The sequence below is a fragment of the Aeromonas sp. QDB17 genome, from assembly GCF_027705305.1.
GTDB lineage: Bacteria > Pseudomonadota > Gammaproteobacteria > Enterobacterales > Aeromonadaceae > Aeromonas > Aeromonas caviae.
On the sequence record NZ_JAPDBP010000002.1, the window covers coordinates 21088 to 43440 of the forward strand.

At 64.3% G+C, this 22353-nt stretch carries 16 protein-coding genes and 1 other annotated feature (1 of these 17 only partly in view); of the genes, 4 read left to right on the forward strand and 12 right to left on the reverse strand.

Going from position 1 to position 22353, the window contains the following annotated elements:
* Positions 1-245: 245 nt before the first annotated feature.
* Positions 246-3464 (forward strand): ExeM/NucH family extracellular endonuclease, encoded by a 3219-nt coding sequence (locus tag OKC41_RS01815; RefSeq protein ID WP_270671649.1) that lies wholly within the window; start codon positions 246-248, stop codon positions 3462-3464.
* 156 nt (positions 3465-3620) lie between these two features.
* Here the strand turns inward: OKC41_RS01815 and OKC41_RS01820 are convergent, their stop codons facing one another.
* The gene (locus tag OKC41_RS01820; protein ID WP_010674678.1) at positions 3621-4160 is read right to left on the reverse strand and encodes a glycine zipper 2TM domain-containing protein; all 540 of its coding nucleotides are present in this window, start codon (positions 4158-4160) and stop codon (positions 3621-3623) included.
* A gap of 323 nt (positions 4161-4483) precedes the next feature.
* Between OKC41_RS01820 and OKC41_RS01825 the strand changes: the two genes are divergently transcribed.
* The 3 genes from OKC41_RS01825 to OKC41_RS01835 all read left to right on the forward strand — a co-directional run bounded on the left by OKC41_RS01825 (position 4484) and on the right by OKC41_RS01835 (position 7382).
* Positions 4484-6106, forward strand: a complete 1623-nt coding sequence (locus tag OKC41_RS01825; protein WP_201894020.1) for an acyl-CoA synthetase — start codon at positions 4484-4486, stop codon at positions 6104-6106.
* Positions 6107-6296: 190 nt separating this feature from the next.
* A complete protein-coding gene (locus OKC41_RS01830) occupies positions 6297-6995 on the forward strand; it encodes a YafY family protein (protein ID WP_201894264.1) in 699 nt (232 codons plus the stop codon).
* A 66-nt stretch (positions 6996-7061) separates the two neighbouring features.
* On the forward strand, positions 7062-7382 hold the full coding sequence (locus tag OKC41_RS01835; RefSeq protein ID WP_042881380.1) for a hypothetical protein: 321 nt from the start codon (positions 7062-7064) through the stop codon (positions 7380-7382).
* A gap of 92 nt (positions 7383-7474) precedes the next feature.
* On the opposite strand, the gene hisIE is transcribed toward OKC41_RS01835, so the two are convergent.
* The 11 genes from hisIE to hisG form a co-directional block, all read right to left on the reverse strand.
* Complete coding sequence (gene hisIE, locus OKC41_RS01840) at positions 7475-8110, reverse strand: bifunctional phosphoribosyl-AMP cyclohydrolase/phosphoribosyl-ATP diphosphatase HisIE (RefSeq protein WP_029314506.1); 636 nt, start codon at positions 8108-8110, stop codon at positions 7475-7477.
* Positions 8103-8876, reverse strand: a complete 774-nt coding sequence (hisF, locus tag OKC41_RS01845) for an imidazole glycerol phosphate synthase subunit HisF (RefSeq protein ID WP_201894019.1) — start codon at positions 8874-8876, stop codon at positions 8103-8105. Before hisF ends, hisIE begins: the two co-directional genes overlap by 8 nt.
* A 178-nt stretch (positions 8877-9054) precedes the next feature.
* Positions 9055-13026 (reverse strand): PAS domain S-box protein, encoded by a 3972-nt coding sequence (locus OKC41_RS01850; RefSeq protein ID WP_201894018.1) that lies wholly within the window; start codon positions 13024-13026, stop codon positions 9055-9057.
* Positions 13023-15176: a PAS domain S-box protein gene (locus tag OKC41_RS01855; RefSeq protein ID WP_201894016.1), complete on the reverse strand. Its 2154-nt coding sequence runs from the start codon at positions 15174-15176 to the stop codon at positions 13023-13025. Before OKC41_RS01855 ends, OKC41_RS01850 begins: the two co-directional genes overlap by 4 nt.
* Positions 15169-16278 carry a two-component system response regulator gene (locus OKC41_RS01860; RefSeq protein WP_201894014.1) on the reverse strand — a complete coding sequence of 370 codons (1110 nt, stop codon included), beginning with the start codon at positions 16276-16278 and terminating at the stop codon, positions 15169-15171. The genes OKC41_RS01855 and OKC41_RS01860 overlap by 8 nt, the downstream gene beginning before the upstream one ends.
* 132 nt (positions 16279-16410) lie before the next feature.
* Positions 16411-17157, reverse strand: coding sequence for a 1-(5-phosphoribosyl)-5-[(5-phosphoribosylamino)methylideneamino]imidazole-4-carboxamide isomerase (gene hisA, locus OKC41_RS01865; protein ID WP_201894012.1), 747 nt, complete (start codon positions 17155-17157; stop codon positions 16411-16413).
* A 5-nt stretch (positions 17158-17162) separates the two neighbouring features.
* Positions 17163-17786, reverse strand: a complete 624-nt coding sequence (gene hisH / locus OKC41_RS01870) for an imidazole glycerol phosphate synthase subunit HisH (protein ID WP_039039129.1) — start codon at positions 17784-17786, stop codon at positions 17163-17165.
* Positions 17786-18919: a bifunctional histidinol-phosphatase/imidazoleglycerol-phosphate dehydratase HisB gene (gene hisB / locus OKC41_RS01875; protein WP_041211397.1), complete on the reverse strand. Its 1134-nt coding sequence runs from the start codon at positions 18917-18919 to the stop codon at positions 17786-17788. The genes hisH and hisB overlap by 1 nt, the downstream gene beginning before the upstream one ends.
* Positions 18920-18938: 19 nt before the next feature.
* Complete coding sequence (hisC, locus tag OKC41_RS01880; RefSeq protein ID WP_104455914.1) at positions 18939-20009, reverse strand: histidinol-phosphate transaminase; 1071 nt, start codon at positions 20007-20009, stop codon at positions 18939-18941.
* Positions 20006-21331: a histidinol dehydrogenase gene (gene hisD / locus OKC41_RS01885; protein ID WP_201894010.1), complete on the reverse strand. Its 1326-nt coding sequence runs from the start codon at positions 21329-21331 to the stop codon at positions 20006-20008. The genes hisC and hisD overlap by 4 nt, the downstream gene beginning before the upstream one ends.
* A 30-nt stretch (positions 21332-21361) precedes the next feature.
* On the reverse strand, positions 21362-22258 hold the full coding sequence (gene hisG / locus OKC41_RS01890) for an ATP phosphoribosyltransferase (protein WP_010674694.1): 897 nt from the start codon (positions 22256-22258) through the stop codon (positions 21362-21364).
* A 28-nt stretch (positions 22259-22286) separates the two neighbouring features.
* Positions 22287-22353: a sequence feature (His leader region), on the reverse strand; it runs 58 nt beyond the window's last position.

Below are 22353 nucleotides of genomic sequence, written 5' to 3' on the forward strand. Positions count from 1 at the left end.
GCGACAACTTCCTGCGCAGCGATGGCAGACACTGCCCATTCGGGTATTGCCCGTCACCTTGGCGCAACATTTTGTTGTCATTGTTAGCCAGCTCGCAGCAGCCCCGGCGTTGACGGGGCAGAGTGGGCGCGCAGTTTCGGCCGGGGGCTGACATGCCTCCCGTTGATGGCTGCATCCAAGGTGCTGCGGCCCGCCTTGTGCGGGGCGCCAATAACATGATCTGCAAATAAAAAAGGAAACTGACCATGTCAGGAAGACACTCTCTGGTGGCGCTGGCCGTCGGGCTGGCGCTCGCTGGACAGGCACAGGCGCAACTGCTCATCACCGAATACCTGGAAGGGTCCGGCAACAACAAGGCGGTGGAGCTGAGCAACCTCGGCAGCGACGCTGTCGATCTCTCCCAATACCGGCTGGCCCTCTACGCCAACGGCAAACCCATCACCGATGCCCCCACCAACAGCCTGGCGCTGCAAGGCACCCTCGCCCCTGGGGCCAGTCTGGTGCTGGCCAACCCCTCTGCCAATGCCGAGATCCTGGCCAAGACGACCCAGACCAGCGGCAACCTGGTGTTCAACGGTGACGACGCCCTGGTGCTCTATCGCGGCAGCGAGATAATCGACAGCGTCGGCCAGGTAGGGGTGGATCCGGGCACGGCCTGGGTCTCCGGCAACGTTTCGACCCTGGACATGACCCTGCGCCGCAAGGCCACCGTCACCATGGGCCGCACTGATGCAACCGCTCCCTTCGATCCGGCGCAGGAATACGTGGCCGCCCCGAAAGATGACGCCAGTGGCCTGGGTTGCAGTGGCGATGGCCCCTGCGATGGTACCCAGCCGCCCGCCTTCGTCTGCCCGGTGGATCAGTTGGTGCCGGTGCCCGCCATTCAGGGCCCCGGCACCAGCAGCCCCCTGGTGCCAGCCGGCAAGTTTGAATCGGAACAGGCCTATGCCACTCGCGGCGTGGTAACCCAGGTAGTGAGCGGCCTCTACAAGGGCTTCTTCATTCAGGACGAGCAGGGGGACGGGGATCCGGCCACCTCCGACGGCCTCTTCGTCTACACCACCAAGGCCAACGCTGCCGTCGTGCCGGGGGCCGAGGTGTGTGTGTCTGGCAAGGTGAAGGAGTATTTCAACCAGACCCAGCTCAACGCCGACGATCTGGTGGTGACCCGGCCGCAGGGGGCCATCCCGGCCGCAGTGGATCTGCTGCCGGTGGCGGGCGAGAGCCTGAGCCAGCTGCTGGAGCGTCACGAGGGGATGCAGGTACGGCTGGTGCCCGGCTCCAGCCTGGTGGTGACCCGCAACTTCAGCTTCGATTACGACGGCAAGCGCAACAACCTGGTGCTCTCTTATGGCGCGCCGCTCATCAAGTCGACCCAGAAATTTGCCGCCATGAGCCAGGAGGCGAGCGACTGGGCCCTTCGCAACCAGCAGAACCAGCTGGTGGTGGAGACCGACGCCAAGGCGCCGGACGGTGTGCTGCCCTGGTTCCCCGGCTTCAACGCCGAGGACGGTTACCTGCGCATCGGCGACAAGCTCAACGGGCTGGAGGGGGCGCTTGGTTACTCCTACAACCTGTTCAGGCTGGTGGCCAGCAATCGCATCGACGCGAGCCAGATAGATCACAGTGGCTGGGATCGGGTGGAAACCCCCGAGCTCGCCGAGGCGGGGGATCTGCGGGTCGCGAGCTTCAACGTGCTCAACTTCTTCACCACGGTCGTGGGGGGCGATGCCAACCCCACCGGCAGCAACCGGGGCGCCCTGACGGTGGCGGAGTTCGAGTTGCAGCGCACCAAGATCGTCAGCGCCATCACCCGCCTCAATGCCGACGTGGTGGGGCTGATGGAGATCGAGAACAACGGCTACGGCGACAACTCCGCCATTGCCAACCTGGTGGCGGCCTTGAACGCGGCCCTGCCGGACGAGGCGGATCACTACCGCTGGATTGCCTCGCCGGATGGCAAGCCCATTGGCACCGACGCCATCACGGTGGGGCTCATCTACCGACCCGCCAGCGTGAGCCCGCAAGGGGCCGCCAGCCTCATCGCGCTGCCGGTGCAGCAGGCCGAGGCGGTGGACGCCAGCGGCAAGCCGGTGACCATCAATCAGGGGATGCGCGAGTCGCTGGTGCAGCGCTTCAGCTCCCCCAAGGGGGATGCGCCCCTGACCCTGGTGGTCAACCACCTCAAGTCCAAGGGCTCCGCCTGCTTCGAGGATTACCCCGACTACGCCAGCGCCGATCCGCTGGATGGCCAGGGCCACTGCAACGCGCTGCGGGTCTCCGCCGCCAAGGTGCTGGGGGAGCACCTCAAGGATCTGGCCGGGGATCTGCTGCTGATCGGTGACATGAACGCCTATGGCATGGAGGATCCCATCCGGGTGCTGACCGACTATGATCCGGCCGCCCAATCGCGCCAGATCATGAGCGCCTCCTTCACCACCCTGGCGGGCCAGCCCTTCGAGGAGAGCGGCAGCGCCCTTGGCAAGGGGTATGGGTTTGTGAACCTCAACACCCGCTTCCACGGCACCGACACCTACTCCTACAGCTACGAAGGGGAGCTCGGCAACCTGGATCACGCCCTGGCAAACCCGAGCCTCGCGGCCAAGGTGATCGGCATCGAGGATTGGCACATCAACTCCGCCGAGAGCAACTTCTTCGAGTACGGCAGCAAGTACAGCGGCCAGCTGGCGAAATCCGAAGGGCCCTTCAGCGCCTCGGATCACGATCCCGTGCTGGTGGCCATCCAGTACCCGCTGCCGCCCGCCGGGGTATTGAGCCTCGAGAGCGCAGCCGCCAGCGTGGAGGAGGGGAATACCTTGTCCCTGAGTGTCAGTCGCAGCGACGGCAGCCATGGTGAGGCCAGCGTGAGTTATCGCATCGTCCATGGCAGCGCGGACGCAAGCGACGTGGCACCCCTCACCGGTACCCTGCACTGGGCTGCCGGGCAGAGCGAGCCCCAGACCATCAGCATCCCGGTGAAAAGCGACACCCTGCACGAGGGGGACGAGACCTTTACCCTGGAGCTGTTTGACCCGAGTGGCGCGACCCTGGGGGCTCAGCACCAGACCCTGGTGACCATCAAGGACAAGCTGGCGCCGTCCACCATCTCGCTGGCTCAGGCCAGTATCACGGTGAACGAGGGGCAGTGGTTTGCCGAGATTCCCCTGGTGCGAAGCGGCGATCTCAGCAAGCCAGCCCGGGCCCGGGTGGCCCTTGACGGGGTCACGGCGCGCTGGGGGCTGGATTTCCTGCCCTGGTTCGGTCAGTCGGTGAGCTGGGCCGCGGGCGAGGGGGGCAGCAAGTCGGTCAAGGTGCTGATCATCGATGACTGGTTCGTCGAGCCCACCGAGCAGTTCAGGGTGAGCCTCGATCGGGTGGAAGGGGGCCAGCCCGGCGCCTTGCAGCAGACCCGGGTCGACATTCTGGACAACGACAAGTCCTGGTGGCCCTTCGGTCGCCACTGAGGATGATTGAGCAACAAGAAGGGGCCTGCGGGCCCCTTTCTTAGTTGGGAAGACGTTTGTTGGGAAGACTTGTTGCAGACAGGTTGGGTTGCGAAGATGAAAAAGGCCCACCGTCATGGTGGGCCTTCCTCATGGCAGGGCGCTCCTAACGGAGTATCAACCCTGCGCGTTGCTCAGTACCAGCTTGCCATCCTTGACCGGAATGGTGGGGCCGGGTTGCTTCTCCATGCGTACCACCCCTTCCTGGCCGGCGAGGCGGTAGGTGACGTCATAGCCGATGGTGCGGGTGCTGCTCTCCTGCACCGTCTTGCAGCGCTGCTCCGTGGTGGTGTAGGTATCACCCGCCTGCATGTTGCCCTGCACCTGATTCCCGGCATAACCCCCTGCCACGGCACCGGCGGCGGTGGCCACCTTCTTGCCGCTGCCACCGCCAAACTGGTGGCCGACCACGCCGCCCAGGGCCGCGCCAACCACGGTACCCAGGATCTTGTGCTCGTCCTGCACCGGCTTGCGGTGGGTCAGGGTGACGTTGCGGCACTCCTGACGCGGCGTCTTGATGGTCTCGGTCACCGGCTTGCTGGCCAGCACCTCGGCAAACTGGGGCTCTGATGAAAACAGGGATCCGCTGGCGACCGCCGACAATGCCAGCGCAGAGGCCACACCGATCCCGACACCTGCCAACATGGATTTGTTCATCACTCTTCTCCTCGTACTCATACCCGTTGAGGGCTTGGGATCATTCTTCGCATTTTGCGCCGCAGGCTCAAGGCAAGGGCCACGGGATCGCGACAGGGGCTGACTGCGCAAAAAGTGACCGCGCAAAAATAGCGTCGGCGATTGGCGACAGGGGGAGCAGGGCCGAGGGCCCCTAAGACGTTTCGCTAATACCTGGGATCTGCCCCCCTTGATACCCTTTCATCCGGTTCCAGCCGGCATCCTGGCCCCGCATCAGGGCGCAATGCCGGTCGTGGTGAACCGCGAGAGCCACCCCGTTTTGTGTCCCTGTGAGGAAGGATCCGATGACAGAGCAGAACATGTACGACGCCGGCCTTGGCAAGACGCCCGCCAATTTCGAGGCGCTGACCCCCTTGAGCTTTCTGGGGCGGGCCGCCCGGGTCTATCCCGACTATCCGGCGCTGATCCACGGGCCCCTTCGCCAGAGCTGGGCCCAGACCGAACGCCGTTGCCGCCAGCTCGCCTCGGCCCTGCGCCGTCGCGGCATTGGCGAGGGGGACACCGTCTCCATCGTTGCCCCCAATGTGCCGGCCATGTTCGAGGCGCACTTCGGGGTACCCATGAGCGGCGCCGTGCTCAACACCATCAATACCCGGCTCGATGCGGACGCCATGGCCTTCATCTTCCAGCACGCCCGGAGCAAGGTGGTGCTGGTGGACCGGGAGTTCGGCGCCGTGGTGCGAAAGGCGCTCTCTCTCATTGATAGCCAGCCCCTGGTGATCGCCATCGACGATCCCCTCTACCGGGAAGGGGAGCTGGTCGGCGAGCTCGACTACGAGGGGTTCATCGCCCTGGGGGACGGGGACGAACCCGGCTGGCTGCCGGCGGACGAGTGGCAGGCCATTTCCCTCAACTACACCTCCGGCACCACGGGGAACCCCAAGGGGGTGGTCTATCACCATCGCGGCGCCCACCTCAATGCGGTCAACAATGCCCTCTCCTGGGAGCTGCCCAAGCACCCCGTCTACCTCTGGACCCTGCCGATGTTTCACTGCAACGGCTGGTGCTTCCCCTGGACCCTGGCGGCCACCGCCGGGGTGAGCGTCTGCCTGCGCCACGTGCAGGCGGCGGCCATCTACGGGGCGCTGCGCGAGCACAAGGTGAGCCATTTCTGCGCCGCTCCCATCGTGCTCAATATGCTCAACAATGCCGATCCGGTCCTCAAGCAGGGGCTCGACCACCCCGTCAAGGCGATGACGGCGGGGGCAGCGCCACCCGCCACCGTGATCGCCGGCATGGAGGCGATGGGGATCGCCGTGACCCATGTCTATGGCCTCACCGAAACCTATGGCCCCTGCGTGGTGTGCGAGCCGCAAAGACACTGGCAGGGGCAGGATGCCACCACCCTCTCCCGTCTCAAGGCGCGCCAGGGGGTGGCCTCCCCCCTGCAAGGAGAGATGCGGGTCATCAACCCCGTCAGCGGCGAGCCGGTCCCCATGGATGGCAAGACCCTGGGAGAGATAGTGCTGCGGGGCAACATCGTCATGAAGGGCTACCTCAAGAACCCGGCGGCGAGCGAGGAGGCGATGGCACAGGGATGGTTTCGAAGCGGGGATCTCGCGGTCTGGCACCCGGACGGCTATGTGGAGATCAAGGACAGATCCAAGGACATCATCATCTCCGGCGGGGAGAACATCTCCAGCCTGGAGGTGGAAGACGTGCTCTATCGTCACCCCGATGTGGAAGAAGCCGCGGTGATCGCCATGCCGGACGAGACCTGGGGGGAGGTGCCCTGCGCCTTCGTCAAGCTCAAGGAGGGGCGCGAGCTCACCCAGGCCGAGCTCATCGGGTTCTGCCGCGAGCAGATGGCCCACTTCAAGGCCCCCAAGCGCATCATCTTCACCCCGCTGCCCAAGACCTCCACCGGCAAGGTGCAGAAATTCATGCTGCGCAAGCAGTTGGCGTGACGACAAAGGCGCCGCGCCATCAACGGGCCTGCGGGTCCGTTTTGTGTTGCGCGATGCAAAGAAGCAGGGCCTCGCCGGTAGCGGTCGCCAGCCAACAAGACGTGCCTTTTGAGCCCGTCCCGGCTTACCATGGCCGCCATGTCCCGCGAGCCTGAGGATGCCTGTGAGAAAATCGGACCGACTGTTTCAACTGACCAACCTGCTGCGGGCGCATCAACCCCTGACCGCCCGGGAGCTGGCGACGCGCCTGTGTGTGTCGGAGCGCACCATCTACCGCTATATCGACGATCTCTCTTTGGCGGGCATTCCGGTTTACGGGGAAGCCGGGCTGGGCTATCGGCTGAGCGAGGGGTTCGAAATGGCCCCGTTGCAACTGAGTGCGGCCGAGCTGGAGGCCCTCATCACAGGGGTGAACCTGGTGGCGGTGCTGACGGGCAAGGGGATGGCCGATCCGGCCCGCGCCCTGCTCGCCAAGATTGAGGCGGCCCTGCCCGCCAAGGAGGCTCGGGCACCTCGCGTCCCCGTGGTGCGGGTACCGGACTATCCCACGGCGCAGCCTGCATACGCTCGCTGGGACAGGTTGCACGACGCCATCACGGCCGGTCACTGGCTGCACATTGGCTACCGGGATGCCAGCGCCAGCAGGACGGAACGCCAGCTCTTTCCCCTCGGGCTCTTCTACTGGGGCGGATGCTGGACGCTCGGCGCCTGGTGTGCGCTGCGCCGGGCCTACCGGGATTTCAGGGTGGATCGTATCGACACCCTGGCGCCGTGCCGACCGGGAGAAGGGGCGCCCCCTGGCGCGACTCTGGCCGATTACCTTGCCCTGCGCCAGTCGGACGCGTTCCTCCCTGGGGGCAGTAGCGCCGAAAAGGTCATTCAGGACTGACACAAGGCTGTCAGTAGCCCTTCGTTATGCTGGGTTCTCCAGACCATCCACAACGGAGAAAACGAGATGATCATCAAGGGTGACATGCAAGAGGCAGGGGGCGTCGAATTTGCCACCTTCAGGCTCAGGGAAGGGGTGACGGAGGCTGATTTGCTCGCCCTGTCACGGCGGGTCGAGTCCGAGTTTCTTGTCCAGCAATCCGGGCTCATCATGCACTGCCTGCTGCGCGGCGCCGACGGCCTCTATGCCGACGTGGTGATGGCCCCCAGCCAGTCGCTGGTGGAAGCCTATTGCCAGCAGTGGCTGCACAACGACGTGGCAGGGGAGTACCTGACCCTGCTTGACCATCACTCGGTCAACATGAGCTTCTGGACCCGTATCGGCTGAGGGCGGCGCGGGGCCTGCCATCCCCCGGCGAGGGGGCAATCATGAAATGAAACGGGCCCATAGGGCCCGTTTTGTTGAACAGAATTCAATAATTACTTGGTGTGGCGCTCATGCAGGCGCTGCACCACATCCTTCAAACCCAAGCCTTCGTTTTGCAGCAAGACGGTCAGGTGGTAGAGCAGGTCAGCGGATTCGTTGATGAGCTCTTCCCTGTCTTTCGCCATGGCGGCCAGGGCCACTTCCACCCCCTCTTCACCCACCTTCTGGGCGATGCGCTTGGTGCCTTTGCCATAGAGGCTGGCGGTGTAGCTGGTGGCGGGATCTGCCCCTTTGCGTGATGCCAGGATCTGTTCGAGCTCGGCCAGGAAGCCGAGCGGCGGCACGGGGTGGCCGTCGAAGCAGGAGGGGTTGCCCAGATGGCAGGTGGGGCCGACCGGGTCGGCGGCAATGAGCAGGGAGTCCTGATCACAGTCGGTGGTGATGGCGACAAGCTTGAGCACATGGCCCGAGCTCTCGCCCTTGGTCCACAGGCGCTGCTTGCTGCGGCTGAAGAAGGTGACCTGGCCGGTGGTCTGGGTCTTTTCCAGCGCCTCGCGGGTCATGAAGCCCTGCATCAGCACTTCGCCGCTGAGGGAATGCTGGACGATGGCGGGGATCATGCCCTCACACTTGGCCCAGTCCAGGCGCTCGGCCAGCGGCAATGCATTGTCTACTGCTTGATTATTCACGGATGGCGACTCCTTCGTTTTTCAGCCAGCGTTTCAATTCGGGAATGGGAATGAGGCCCTTGTGGAACACCGAGGCGGCCAGCGCCCCGTCCACGTCGGCAAGGGTAAAGGCATCGCGAAAGTGCGTCATGGCCCCGGCGCCGCCGGAGGCGATGAGGGGCACCTTGCATACGGCGCGCACCAGCTTGAGCTGCTCAAGGTCGTACCCCTGACGCATGCCGTCCTGGTTCATCACGTTGAGCACTATCTCCCCGGCGCCCCGGCGCTGCACTTCCTGTACCCACTCCAGGGTGGTCCAGGTGGTGGTGCGGGTGCGGCTCTCGTCGCCGGTAAACTGTTTGACCTGATATTGACCGAGGGCGGCATCGAAGTAGGAGTCGATACCCACCACCACGCACTGCACGCCGAAGCGCTCGGCGAGCCGGGTGATCAGGGTGGGATCGGCCAGGGCGGGGGAGTTGATGGAGACCTTGTCGGCACCGAATTCCAGGATCTGGCGAGCATCCTCCACGCTCTTGATGCCGCCGGCGACGCAGAAGGGGATATCGATGACTTCCGCCACCCGGCTTACCCAGCTCTTGTCCACTACCCGTTCGTCGCTCGAGGCGGTGATGTCATAGAAGACCAGCTCATCGGCGCCCTCGGCGGCGTAGCGGCGGGCGAGGTCGACAATGCCGCCCATCACCTCGTGGTTGCGAAACTGCACGCCCTTGACCACCACGCCATCTTTGACGTCGAGACAGGGGATAATACGCTTTGACAACATGCTCATTGCTCCATGTAAAGCACGGTTAAAGAAACGTCGTTCTGCCGCCGGCGTTGGCCCGGACGGCGGACGGGAACAGGGTTGGCATGCCTTGAACGGGGGCCCCTGACGGGGGAAACGACAGGCCTGGCAGACCGTCTCGTCGCTTCTGGGCACCCCACTATATGCATGACTTTATTCAGTGATTCAACCCTTTGTCGCCCTTCACCTGCCCCGGATGGCAGGCTGGCGCCTCGGGGAGGGGAGCCCGATCGTCCGGGTGGGTCTCGTCCGTTGCCATATGCTGGCGCAGGGTGAGCAGGGCGGCATCAAAATCAAACGCCTTCAGTTGCCTGGTCAGGGTGTCGCTGCGAGACCCCAGCATGAGGCGAAGGGGACCGGCATACTGCTCGTAGAGGGGGATCACGGCGGTGTCGCTTTGCACCAGCAGGGCTTCCATCTGGCCCAGCAGTTGCTGGCGCCACTGATCCCCCAGAGGCACCAGATCGGTGGTCGGGGCGGCGAGATCGTCCCCGAGCAGAGCGCAAAGGGCGGTGATCTCTTCATCGATGGATGACATGAGTCCGGTGGGTTCAGTGTTGCCGTCCGCGATGGCCTGCTCCAGGGTCAGGCAGTGGCGCGACAGCTCATGTGCCCCCAGGGTGCTCGCCACGCCGCGCAGGCTGTGGACCATGCGGGTCGCACCACTGTGCTCCCCGGCCTGCAAGTGGCGGTGCAGCCGGGCCATGTCCTGGCCATGCTCATGGATGAAGTAGCGAAGCAGGGCCAGGTATTTCTCCTGATTGCCGTTGAGGGCCGCCAGCCCCTGGTCGAGATCCAGACCCGGGTGTGCCTGCAAGCGGGCAAGGGGGCCTGTCACGGGATGGCGAGTGCTGTCGTCCGGGGCAAGCTCGGGGACCTTGCCCTGGGGCAACCAGCGCTGCAGGGCTTCAAACAGCTTGGCGGGGGTGACGGGCTTGGCAATGAAATCGTTCATGCCGGCCGATGCGCTCGCCTTTCTGTCCTCCTCGAAGGCGCTGGCGGTGAGCGCCAGGATGGGCAGCCTGTCCATGCCGGGCAGGGCCCGGATGGCGCGGGTGGCGCTGTAGCCATCCATCACCGGCATCTGTATGTCCATCAGGATGAGGTCGAAGGGGTGCTGGCTGACGAGGGTCAGGGCCTCCTGGCCGTTGACGGCCGTCTCGATGACGAGGCCGCTGTGGCACAGGAGCTCGAGCACCACTTCCCGGTTGATGGCGTTGTCTTCCACCAGCAGGACTCGAGCGTGGCGAGGGAAGCTGAAGGCCTGTTGGTTCCCCTGCTCGGACGGGGTCCGGGAAGGAGCGTCCTCTTTTGCCTTGAACAGCCTGGCGGTAAACCAGAAGCAGCTTCCCTGGCCTGGCTCGCTGGTGACTCCGACCTCACCCCCCATCAGGGCGGCGATCCGGCTGGTGATTGCAAGGCCAAGGCCAGTGCCGCCATATCTGCGAGTGGTGGAGACATCCGCCTGTTCGAACGCCTGGAACAGCTTCTCGCGCTGTGCAGGGGTGATGCCGATGCCGGTGTCTTCCACCTCGAAGCGCAGCAGGTAGCCGGTGGTGAGGGGGCGGGCCAGCCTGACGCGCAGGGTGACGGTTCCCTGCTCGGTGAACTTGATGGCGTTGGTCGCATAGTTGAGCAGGGCCTGGCGCAGGCGGGTGATGTCGCCGTGCACCCAGGCGGGGGTATCGCCGATGTCCGTCACTATGGTGAGCCCCTTGGCCCTGGCCTGGTCGTTCATCAGGGCGCGGACGTTGTCCAGCATGGCGGTGAGGGAGAAATCGGTCAGCTCCAGCGTCATCTTGCCCGCATCGATCTTGGAGAGATCCAGGATGTCGTTGAGGATGCTGAGCAGGTGCTGGGCGGCAGTGTCTATCTTGGTCAGCCGTTCGAGGTCGGTGGGATCCCGGGTGTCGCGCTTGAGCAGATAGGTGAGCCCCAGGATGGCATTCATGGGGGTGCGGATCTCGTGGCTCATGTTGGCAAGGAAGGCGCTCTTGGCGTGGTTGGCACTTTCGGCCCGCTGGTGGGCCTGGGCCAGCTGCCGGGTGCGCTCGTTGACCATCTCCTCCAGGTGGTAGCGATACTGGTCCAGCTCCTCGCCGAGCTGCTTCTTCTCGGTGATGTCGGCCTGGACCGTGACGTAGTGGGTGATTTCACCGCTCTCCTGGCGGATCGGCGACACCGTGGCCAGCACCTGGTAGTGGGAGCCATCCTTGCGCTGGTTGATGAATTCGCCATGCCAGCGCTGGCCGTGGTTGATGGCATCCCACAGGGCGACATAGCTGGCATCCGGGGTGAGGCCCGAGCGCAGCAGGGACGGGGTCCGGCCTATCACTTCGTGCTGCTGGTAACCGCTGGCGGCGAGGAAGGCGGGGTTGACGTACTCGATGCGCGCCCGGGTGTCGGTGATGAAGACGCCGTCAGGGCTCTGCTCGAGGGCCAGGGACAACTGGCGCAACTGCTGCTCGGCCAGCTTGCTCTGGGTGATGTCCAGATGGATGCCAAGGAGGCGCACGGGTCGCTGCTGGGCGTCCCGATAGACGCTCCCTTTGCTCACCAGCCAGCGGATGCCGCCATCTGGCAGCAGGATCCTGAACTCCAGCTCGACGGGGGCGCCGCTGACCGCCCGCTCCGCCAGCAACTGCTCGATGCGGGGCCTGTCATCCGGATGCAGGCAGGCCTGCCAGGCGGCCAGCTCGCCGAGCACCTCGGCACTGCGGCCATAGAGGCGGGCGCATTCCGGCGAGAAGAAGAGACGGTTGCTGACCATGTCCCATTCCCAGATGCCGACATGGGCCCCTTCCTGGGCCATCAGCAGGCGCTGCTCGCTCTCGCGCAGGGCGCTGCTGACGGTTTCGGCGCGCACCCGTGCACTGATGGCGTCGTCCATCAGGTTCAGGGCTGCGAGGCGAGCACGACGCTGGGTATCGAGCGCCATCTGCTGATTGTGTTGCAGGCGCTGCTCCGCGAGCTTGCGCTCCGTGATGTCCTGCACGGTGCCGTAGAGCTCGAGTATGGTGCCATCCCTGTCCCTGAGCGCCGCCCCGCGGGCAATGACCCAGGCGGTCTCCCCCTGCTCCGTGATCACTTCGGCATCGCACTCGTAGGGCTGCCCGTCCATCCTGCAGCGCTCGACGGCCTGGGCCACCGTGTGCCACCCCTCCTGGGTGAAGTATTTTCTGACCTCGGGATAGACGGCGGGGGGGAGGGCAGGATCCCGGCCATAGATGCGATAGATCTCCGGTGACCAGAAGTGGCTGTCATCGGCCACGCGCCAGCGCCAGTTCCCTATCTTGGCGAGACGCTGGGACTCGCGCAGTATGGCTTCGTTGCGGCGCAGCGCCTCCTCGGTCTCCTTGTTCTGCCGGTTGTCCTCGATGATGGAGATGAAGTAGTCGGGATTGCCTTCGGCGTCGCGCACCAGGGCCACCGTCAGAGTGGTCCAGATGATCTCGCCCCCCTTGTGCAGGTAGCGCTTCTCCAGGGTGTAGTGGGGGATGGTCCCCGCCAGCACCCGGGCCACGTGGGCCTCATCGAGGTAGAGATCGTCCGGGTGGGTCAACTGCTGGAATGTCATCCCGGTGAGCTCGTCGGCCCGGTAGCCCAGGATGTGGCACAGTCGCTGATTGACACGCAGCCAGTGTCCATCGGGGGAGACCAGGGCGATGCCGACCGCCGCCTGTTCGAAGGTGACCTGGAAGCGGTTCTCGCTCTGCTGCAACTGGTTCTGGGTGTTCATCAGCTCCTGCCAGCGCAGGACCTCTCTGGCCCGGGCGCGATGAAAGGCGGCACTGAGCACGCTGATGAGCAGACCGTTGGCGATGAGCAGGCACCATTGCACCAGATCCTGGCCAGCCTCGACACTCAGTGAATAAATGGGGGGGAGCATGAAATAGCTGGTGACCAGGGCGGTGATCAGGGTGCAGAGCAGACCTGGCAACAAGCCCCCCAACAGGGCGCAAACGATGATGGGCAGCATGAAGAGAACCAGCAGCGGTCGCTCACCAAAGGCGATGGGCAGCTGGACACGGATTTGCAACATCAGAACGGGCAGCAGCACGGCCAGCAGGGAGATCCCCCAGCGCTGGGTGGAGGGGCGCACATGCCACAGGGGTGACCAGCTCATCATGGGAGATCCTCCGGTGGCATGGGGGCCTGGGGATAGGGGGGCGGCACTCCGAGCTGACGGGAGAGCCCGTTGATCTGGTGCTTGAGGGCCAGCATGGCGAGTTCCCTGTCCACCATCACCTTGTTGAACCGCTCCAGCTCATGGTTCTGCTGGCGCAGCTCGCTGGCCTGGCGGGTCAGGGCCTGTTCAACCTGCTCCCGTTCGGTGACATCGAGCAGAATGCCGATGATGGCCGGCTGGCCGAGGTAGTCGACGCGCCGCCCGTACAGCTCGACCTCCAGGGATTCCCCGTGCTGATGCAGGGCACTGAAGCGGGTGTGGATATCGCGCGCGTCCTGCTCGCACGCGCGCACCAGCTCGGCGACCCTGGTGCTGTCCTTGGGAGCGGCAAGGGCGTGCAACTGGCCAACGGCGATCAGCGCCCCCGGAGTGTCATAGCCAAACAGTCGGGCAAAACAGGGGTTGATGTAGCAGAGTCGACCCTGCTGGATGATGTAGATCCCGGCAAGGGATTGCTCCACCAGGGCACGGAACAGCCCCTCCCGCTCTCGCAAGTCGGCCTCGGCCCGTTTGAAGTCCGTGATGTCCCGAGAGATGCCGAAGATCCCGATCACCTGCCCCTCGCTGTCTTGCAAGGGTCCTTTGGTTGCGAGAAACACATGCTCGCCATCGGGCAGGGTCAGGTACTCCTCCTCGGTCTGCACCCGGTTGCGCTCTATGACCTGGCGCCCGGATGCCATCAGCATCTGCGCCTGCTGCGGCGGGAAGAGCGTCAGATCATCCTGGCCCAGCACCTCGTCAACCGGCTTGCCGACAAACTGGCTGGCGGCCCGGTTGAAGAGGATGTATCTGCCCTCCTTGTTCTTGGCGAAGATGGCGTCTTCCGAGCTGTCGGCAATGGCGGAGAGCAGTTGCAACGCCTCCAGCCGCTGGGACTGGGAGTGCTGGAGCTGTTCGGCCATCTGCAGCCGGGTGTGCTGGCGCAGCAGGATTATGCCGGCGTTGGTGACAAAGAGCACCAGCAGGCCGATGAGACCGATCCAGACGCTCTCCTTGAAGGTGGCCTGGTAGAGTTCCGCCTTGTCGATCTTGGCCAGCAGGTACCAGTCCGTGTTCATGACCGGATAGACAACCCCGAAGACCTCGCTACCCCGGTAATCCTGGCCATAGAGTACCTGGGGCGTGCCGCGTTCGGCGAGCCGCAAATACTGGGCTGCCAGCAGGGTGGGGTGGGTGACGGGATAGTGCAGGGTGAGAGCCGGTTCCGGGCGATAGCGCAGGCTACTCAGATAGTGGACCTGATCCCCCTGCTGGCGAAACAGAATGGCTTCTCCGCTGCTGTCTGGGACGGGCCAGGCCCCCAGGATCTGATCGAGCCAGCGATTTGCGCTTATCTGCATCACCAGCACGGGGGCAGGTCCTGCAGCGACCTCCAGATTGATCAGAAAGTCCAGCCTGGCGTGACCGCGATCATCGAGATAGGGACCAAGACGCATGACGTTGCCCTGCTCGAGCCGTGGCAGGGCGTCACGCAACGTGGCATTCATGGTGTCGCCACCCGGGGTATGCCACAGGGGTTGCCCGGCAGGATTGAACACGGCCGCACCGTGAAATCCGCGTACCGAGATGAATTCGAGCAGCCTTGCCAGTGGTGGCGTGATCGCTTCGGGTGAGGATGGTGCTTGTCCGGGACGATAGAAATCAGTACTGCCCAGACCCTTTATGAGCTGGTGAATATCCTCCTCGTGGGTTCCGAGCCACTCGGTGACGCGCTGGCTCTTGAGATCCGCGATGGCTTCGAGACGAGCCACCTCCTTGTTGCGTGCCAGTTCGATGTTGCGGGCGATGGCCATGGCGGTCAGGGCCAGAATGAGCCCGTTGAGCAACAGGAAGGGGATCCATTGACGCCGCGTAAAGACAGGTGTGCTGCCGGTGGTGTCAATGCGACGACGCAGCATGGCATAGAGCATGAGGGCCGTGATGAGGATGAAGAGCCAGCCCTTGATGGTGCTTGCCATGGCGAACTGGGCAGGGGTGCTGAACAGCCACTCCACCGCCTTGTCGGAGAGCAGGATCCACAGGCTTGCCACGGCGGCATAGGTGAGCACGACGTTGAGCACATGTGCCCGGGTCAGGGGAGCCTCAGCCATCAACAGCCTCGCTGCCATCCTGGTAGCGTTCGGCAATGGTGACGAATGCGTCGAAATGGCGATCGAAGGCGGTCACGACATCGGGGTCGAAATGGTGGCCGCTGCCGGAGAGGATGAGGGCGCGCGCCTCGCCGTAGCTCATGGCCGGCTTGTAGACCCTGGCGCAGATGAGGGCGTCAAACACGTCTGCCAGCGCCATCAGGCGAGCCGAGAGGGGGATGGCGTCCCCTTGCAAGCCGTCCGGGTAGCCGCTGCCATCCCACTTCTCGTGGTGCCAGTGGGCGATCTCCTTGGCCAGGGTGAGGAAGGCCAGGGGCTGCTCCATGTCCTGTTCGGCCTCCTCGATGGCATCGCTGCCGAGCTTGGCGTGGGTGCGCATGATCTGCCACTCCTCCGGGGTCAGCTTGCCGGGTTTGAGCAGGATGTGGTCGGGAATGCCCACCTTGCCGATATCATGAAGCGGTGCGGAGCGGCTCAGCAGGTCGATGTAACCCGGGGTCAGGGTATCGGCGAAACGGGGGTGATCAGCCAGGGCGCTCGCCAGCAGACGCACATAGCCCTGGGTGCGCAGGATATGATTGCCTGTTTCGGGGTCGCGGATCTCCGCCAGATGGGCGAGAGCGCGGATGGAGACCTGCTGGATCAGGTCGTTTTCCGCCATTCGCCGCGCGACCTCGGCTTCCAGCGCCGCATTCTGGTTTTGCAGGCCGTCACGGGCCTGCTTGGCCTCCAGCTGGGTACGTACCCGGGCCTGAACGACCACCGGCTTGATGGGCTTGGTGATGTAATCGGCGGCGCCGAGAGAGAGGCCGAACTCCTCGCTCTGGGGGTCGGCGAGGGCGGTGAGCAGAACGACGGGAATACGGCTGCTGATCGGGGACTGACGCAATTGCCTGAGCACTTCATAACCATCCATGCCGGGCATCATCACATCCAGCAGGATGAGGTCAGGCTTTGGATCTGCGCTGACGATGCGCAGGCTTTTTTCCCCGCTTTGTGCAGCCAGCACGCGGTAATGAGGCGAAAGCAATTCGGTCAGTACCATCAGATTTTCGGGTGAGTCGTCGACGATCAGGATGGTGGCGTTGTGAGGTGTCAACATATGTCTTCCATGACGCTATCCCTGTGAGGTCGAGTATAGAGCCAATTGCTGCCAAATCATAAGGTTCGCCCCCATCGGGGAGAAAGAGGCCTGCCCGGATGGGCAGGCTGTCTGATGCCGGAAAGGGGCGCGTCACGTAGCGCGGCCGTCACCCCAGCAGCGAATGGCTTCTGCCACGTCAAACTTGCCCTCCAGTAGGGCACGGCCGAGGATGATCCCCTTGACGCCGGTTCCCTTGAGCGCCTCGATATCCGCCAGACCGCCGATACCGCCGGAGGCCTGGAAGCCGACGCTCGGGTAGCGGGCACAGAGATCCCGGTAGAGTTCGACGTTGGTGCCCGCCAGGGTACCGTCCCGGCTGATGTCGGTGCAGAGCACGTGTCTGAGCCCGGCGGGGAGGAAGCGCTCGATCAGCGCCTCGATGGAGATGCCGCTGTTCTCCTGCCAGCCAGCCACTGCGATGTGGCGGTTGCCCTGTTCATCGATGTTGACATCCAGGGCCAGCACGATGCGCTCGGGGCCATATTTCTCCATCCAGCTGGCCACCAGATCCGGGGATTTGACGGCGGTGGAGCCGATCACCACCCGGCTGGCGCCGGCCGCCAGCAAGTCGGCCACATCCTGTTCGCTGCGCACGCCGCCGCCGACCTGCACCGGTGCCTCGGTGGCGGACAGCAGCTGGGCGATGAGGGCCAACTGGCGGGCCTTGGCATCCTTGGCGCCGTCCAGATCCACCAGGTGCAGCTGCGTCGCCCCCTGGCTGACATAGTCATCGAAGCGGGCCTGCGGGTTGTCGCTGTAGGCGGTTTTCTGGCCGTAGTCGCCCTGGTAGAGGCGCACGACCTGACCGTTGATGAGGTCGATTGCGGGAATAATCATGCCTGTCATAGCTCCAGAAAGTTTTGCAGTAGGCGGGCACCGGCCGGGCCGGATCGCTCCGGGTGGAATTGGGCGCCAAAGAAGTTGTCCCGCCCGACGATGGCGGTAAAGGGCAGGCCGTAGTCGCAGGTTGCCAGGGTCGCGTCGGTCACCTCCAGCGCATAGGAGTGGACAAAGTAGAAGTAGCTGCCGCTGGGAATGCCTTTGAGTAGCGGGTGGGTCTCGTCGTGCTCAATCTGGTTCCAGCCCATGTGGGGCAGGCGCAGGTTGCCCACCTCCATCAGGCGGATCCTGCCAGGCACGATGCCGAGGCAGTCGATGAGCGCTCCTTCGCTGCCATCGGCGCTCATGTTCTCTTCCGAGGCCTGTGCCAGCATCTGCATGCCGAGGCAAAAACCGAGCAGCGGCTGCTTGGCGGCGCGAATGAGGGGCACCAGTTCCCGCTCATTGAGGTTCTTCATGGCGGCGATGGCGGTGCCGACGCCGGGCAGGATCAGCTTGTCCGCCTGCTCGATGTCGGCGGCCTTGCAGCTCACCCTGGGCTGCACGCCGAGGCGCTCGAACGCCATGCGCACCGAGGCGAGGTTCGCGCAGCCGGTGTCGATGATGACCAGGTTCTGTTTCCCCATCACAGCACCCCCTTGCTGGAGGGAAGCTCGCTCCCTTCCACGCGAATGGCCTGGCGCAGGGCGCGGCCAAAGCCTTTGAACAGCGCCTCCACCTGGTGGTGGGTGTTGCCGCTGCCCACCTTCATCTGCAAGGTGATGGCCATGGCGTCAGAGAGGGAGCGGAAGAAGTGGGGCACCATCTCGGTGGCCATCTCTCCCACACTGTCGCGACCAAAGCCGCTCGGGCAGTCGAACACGAAGTAGGGACGGCCGCTCAGATCCAGCGCCGTGGCCACATCCAGCTCGGTCAGCGAGGTGTTGTCAGCCTCCTGGCGGGGACGCCCGTCGATCACCGCCTGCACCTCGTCCATCGCCAGCACGAAGCCGAAGCGGCCGATGCCGCGCTTGTTGCCAAGGGCCTGGCGCAGGGCTTGACCCAGCGCCAATCCCACATCTTCCACCGTGTGGTGATCGTCGATGTGCAGATCGCCGCTCACTTTGAGCTTGAGGCGAAAGCCCGCGTGGGTCGCTATCTGATCCAGCATGTGATCGAAGAAGCCGATGCCGGTGGCGATCTGGTTGCCACCGCTCTTGTCGAGATCCACCGCCACCTGGATGCGGGTCTCCTTGGTGTAGCGCTCCACCTCGGCCACACGCCCCTTGGAGAGCAGCTGATCACGAATGGCAGTCCAGCCGTGATCTTGCGGGTGGTAGCGTATGCCGCGGATGCCCATGTTCTCGGCAAGCTGGATGTCGGTCTGTCTGTCGCCAATCACGAAGGAGTTGGCAAAGTCGATGCGGCCCGAGGCGAGATACTCCTTCACCAGCCCAAGGTGAGGCTTGCGGCAGCTGCAACCGTCGGTGGGGAAGTGGGGACAGATCAGCACTTGCTCCCAAGTGACGCCCTGGGATTCGAAGAGGTGCATCATCAGGTCGTGGGGCGGCTGGAAGTGTTCAAGGGGCAGGCTGGCGGTGCCGAGCCCATCCTGGTTGGTCACCATCACCAGCACGTAGCCGGCGGCCTGGAGCTCACGCAGCACAGGTATCACCATGGGCTCGAAGCGCAGCTTCGCAAGGCTGTCCACCTGCTTGTCGGTGACCGGCTCCTCGATCAGGGTGCCGTCACGGTCGATAAACAAAAACGGGGTTTTCATCGCTACATCCTTGCTTGTCTTACAGAGAGGGTGGGGGCAGGTCACGCAGCACGGCGAGCACGGCGTCCATTTCGCCCTGATAGCCGATGGTGATGCGGATGCTGTTGTCAAGGCCAGGCTTGCTGGAGAAATCACGCAAGATGATGCCGGCGGCCTTCATGGCGGCGAACACGGCGGCGCCATCTTTGAAGCGCACCAGCACGAAGTTGCCCTTGTCCTCGAACACTTCCTTGACGCAGGACAGACGAAGCAGCTCCGCCTTGATGAGCGCCTTTTGCTTGTTGAGTTCCAGCACCCGCTCCTGCATCAATTCCAGCCCCATGGGAGAGAGCGCCTGGGCGGCAATCTGGGCGATGGGGTCGGGAATGGGGTAAGGCGCGATCACCTTGGCCAGCATGGCAATCACCTCGGGATCCCCCAAAGTAAAGCCGCAGCGGATCCCCGCCAGGGCGAAGGCCTTGGAGAGGGTACGGGTCACCACCAGGTTCGGGTATTGGGCGAGCAGGTCCACCACGGAGGCCTCCGGGCAGAACTCGATGTAGGCCTCGTCCACGACGATGATGGCGCGGTCCCGGGCCTTCTCCAGCAGGGCGACGAGTCCCTTGCGGCCCACCAGATCCCCGGTGGGATTGTTGGGGGAGCAGAGGAACACCAGCTTCACGTCAGAGAGGCGATCGGCGATGGCGGGCCAGTCCGGCTGACGGCTGGCGGTCAATGGCTGCTCGACAATCCCCACGCCACAGGTCTCGGCGCTGATGGCGTACATGCCGTAGGTGGGGGGGCAGATGAGGATCTGATCTTCCCCCGCCTCACAGAAGGTGCGGATCAGCAGCTCGATGGCCTCGTCGGCACCGCGGCTTACCAGCACCTGATCCGGATTGACCCCGGCGTAGGCGGCATAGCCATTCACCACCTCGGCCGGCTGGCACTCGGGATAGCGGTTGAGGCGGCTCCCCTCGACGGTGAAGGGATAGGCCAGGGGGGCCTCGTTGGCGTTGAGCCAGACGTGGCCCTGGCCGCCGATGCGGCGCGCGGACTGGTAGGGTGTGAGAGCCCGCACGACGCGACGGGCCAGATTGACGATGCTCATGACAAATCCTTCTGCTGTGCTGTTTGTTGGGGCTCGGCGGCCAGGGCGTTCAACCTGAGGGTGACGGCATGCTTGTGGGCATCGAGTCCCTCGGCCTGGGCGATGCGCTGGACGATGGGGCCAAGGCCGCGAATGCCGTCTGCAGTGAGCTCTTGAACCGTGTAGCGGCGCTGATAGTCGGCAAGCCCCAGGCTCGAGCAGGTGCGGGCATAGCCGTAGGTGGGCAGGGTGTGGTTGGTGCCGCTGGCGTAATCACCGACCGACTCCGGTGTCCATGCCCCGAGGAAGATGGAGCCCGCGTTCTCGAGCTTGTCCAGCAGATCCCGGGGGGCCCGGGTCTGCACGATGAGGTGTTCCGGGGCATAGGCGTTGGAGATGGCGCAGGCCTCCTCCAGGTTGTCGCAGAGGATCACCAGGCTTGCCTTCAGGGCTTGCTCGGCGATGTCGCGGCGGCTGAGCTCGGCGAGCTGCGCCTGGATCTCGCTGCCGATGGCATCGGCCAGGGGAGCAGAGGTGGTCACCAGCACCACCTGACTGTCGGGGCCGTGCTCGGCCTGGGAGAGCAGATCCGATGCCACGAAGGCCGGGTTGGCGCTCTCGTCAGCGATCACCAGCACCTCGGAGGGGCCGGCGGGCATGTCGATGGCGGCGCCCCGCCAGTCACGGGAAACCTGGCCCTTGGCTTCGGTCACATAGGCGTTGCCCGGGCCGAAGATCTTGTCCACCTTGGGGATGGTCTGCGTGCCATAGGCCATGGCCGCGATGGCCTGAGCGCCGCCGATGGCGAACACCTGGCGAACGCCACAGGCGCGGGCGGCAAACAGGATCTCGTCGCTCGCCGGAGACGGGGTGCAGAGCACCACTTCACGACAACCGGCTATGGCGGCCGGAATGGCCAGCATCATCACGGTGGAGGGGAGCGGCGCGCTGCCTCCCGGGACATAGAGGCCGACCCGGCTGATGGGTTGGGTGCGCAGCTCGCACAGCACCCCGGGCTGGGTCTCGACTCGCACGACGGGCTGCACCTGGGCGGCGTGGAAGGTACGGATATTGGCGATGGCGGCCTCGATGGCACCCTTGATGTCATCACCGAGTCGAGCGCAGGCGGCATCCACTTCCGCGTCGCTCACCCGAAGCTGTTCGCGGGGCGCGCGTTCGAAACGCTGGCTCAGCTCGCGCAGGGCCTCATCGCCCCGGCTGCGTACCGCAGCAATGATGTCTCGCACCACGGTACCGATGTCGGCTTCGTCGCCAAGGGCGGGCCGGGTCAGGACCTCGGCTTGCCGGGCGGGGGAGAGGGTCTTCCAGATCAGGGTCTGCATGATGTGTCTTCCTTATTCCATCATCTCGGCTTATTCCATCATCTTTTCAATGGGCAGCACCAGGATGGAGCTGGCACCCAGGGCCTTGAGCTGTTCCATGGTCTCCCAGAACAGGGTTTCGCTGGAGACGACGTGCAGGGCCACCTGGTTGGTGTCACCGGCGAGCTGCATGATGGTGGGACGCTCCGCCCCCGGCAGCAGATCGGTGATGGCATCGAGCTTGTCTTTGGGGGCGTGCAGCATGATGTATTTGCTTTCGCGCGCCTGTTGCATCCCCTGGATGCGGGGCAGCAGCTTGTCGATGAGTTTCTGCTTGGCATCGTTCAGGGGGTTGGGAGCCTGCACCAGGACGGCCTTGGAGCGGTAGATCACCTCGACCTCTTTCAGGCCGTTGGCTTCCAGGGTTGCGCCGGTGGAGACCAGATCGCAGATGGCATCGGCCAGACCCGCGCGGGGGGCCACTTCCACCGAGCCGCCCAGCATCACGCTCTTGAAGCCGAGGCCCTTCTCGTCGAAGAAGCGCTTGAGCAGGCCGGGGTAGGAGGTGGCGATGCGTTTGCCGGCCAGGCTCTCGGGTCCTGTGTAGTTGACATCGTCCGGCACCGCCAGAGAGAGGCGGCAGCCGCCGAAGTCGAGCTGCTTGAGGGTCTTCACCGCAAAGGGCTGCCCCTGGGCTGCGCGGATGAGCTGCACCTCTTCGAGAACGTTCTCGCCGATGATGCCAAGATCGACCACCCCTTCCATCACCAGACCCGGGATGTCGTCATCACGCACCCGCAGAATGTCGATGGGCATGTTCTCGACATGGGCGATGAGGCGCTGTTCCCGCAGGTTGATCTTGAGGCCGCAGCTCTTGAAGAGGGCCTGGGAATCCTGGCTCAGACGACCGGATTTTTGCATGGCGATGCGCAGACGTTGTGTTTCCATTGCTCGATTTCCTTCTAGTCAAAAACGAAAAAACCCTCGGAAGTATGTGCTTCCGAGGGTTCATGAATCTTGCGGTCCTTTTGGAAGTCACCAGT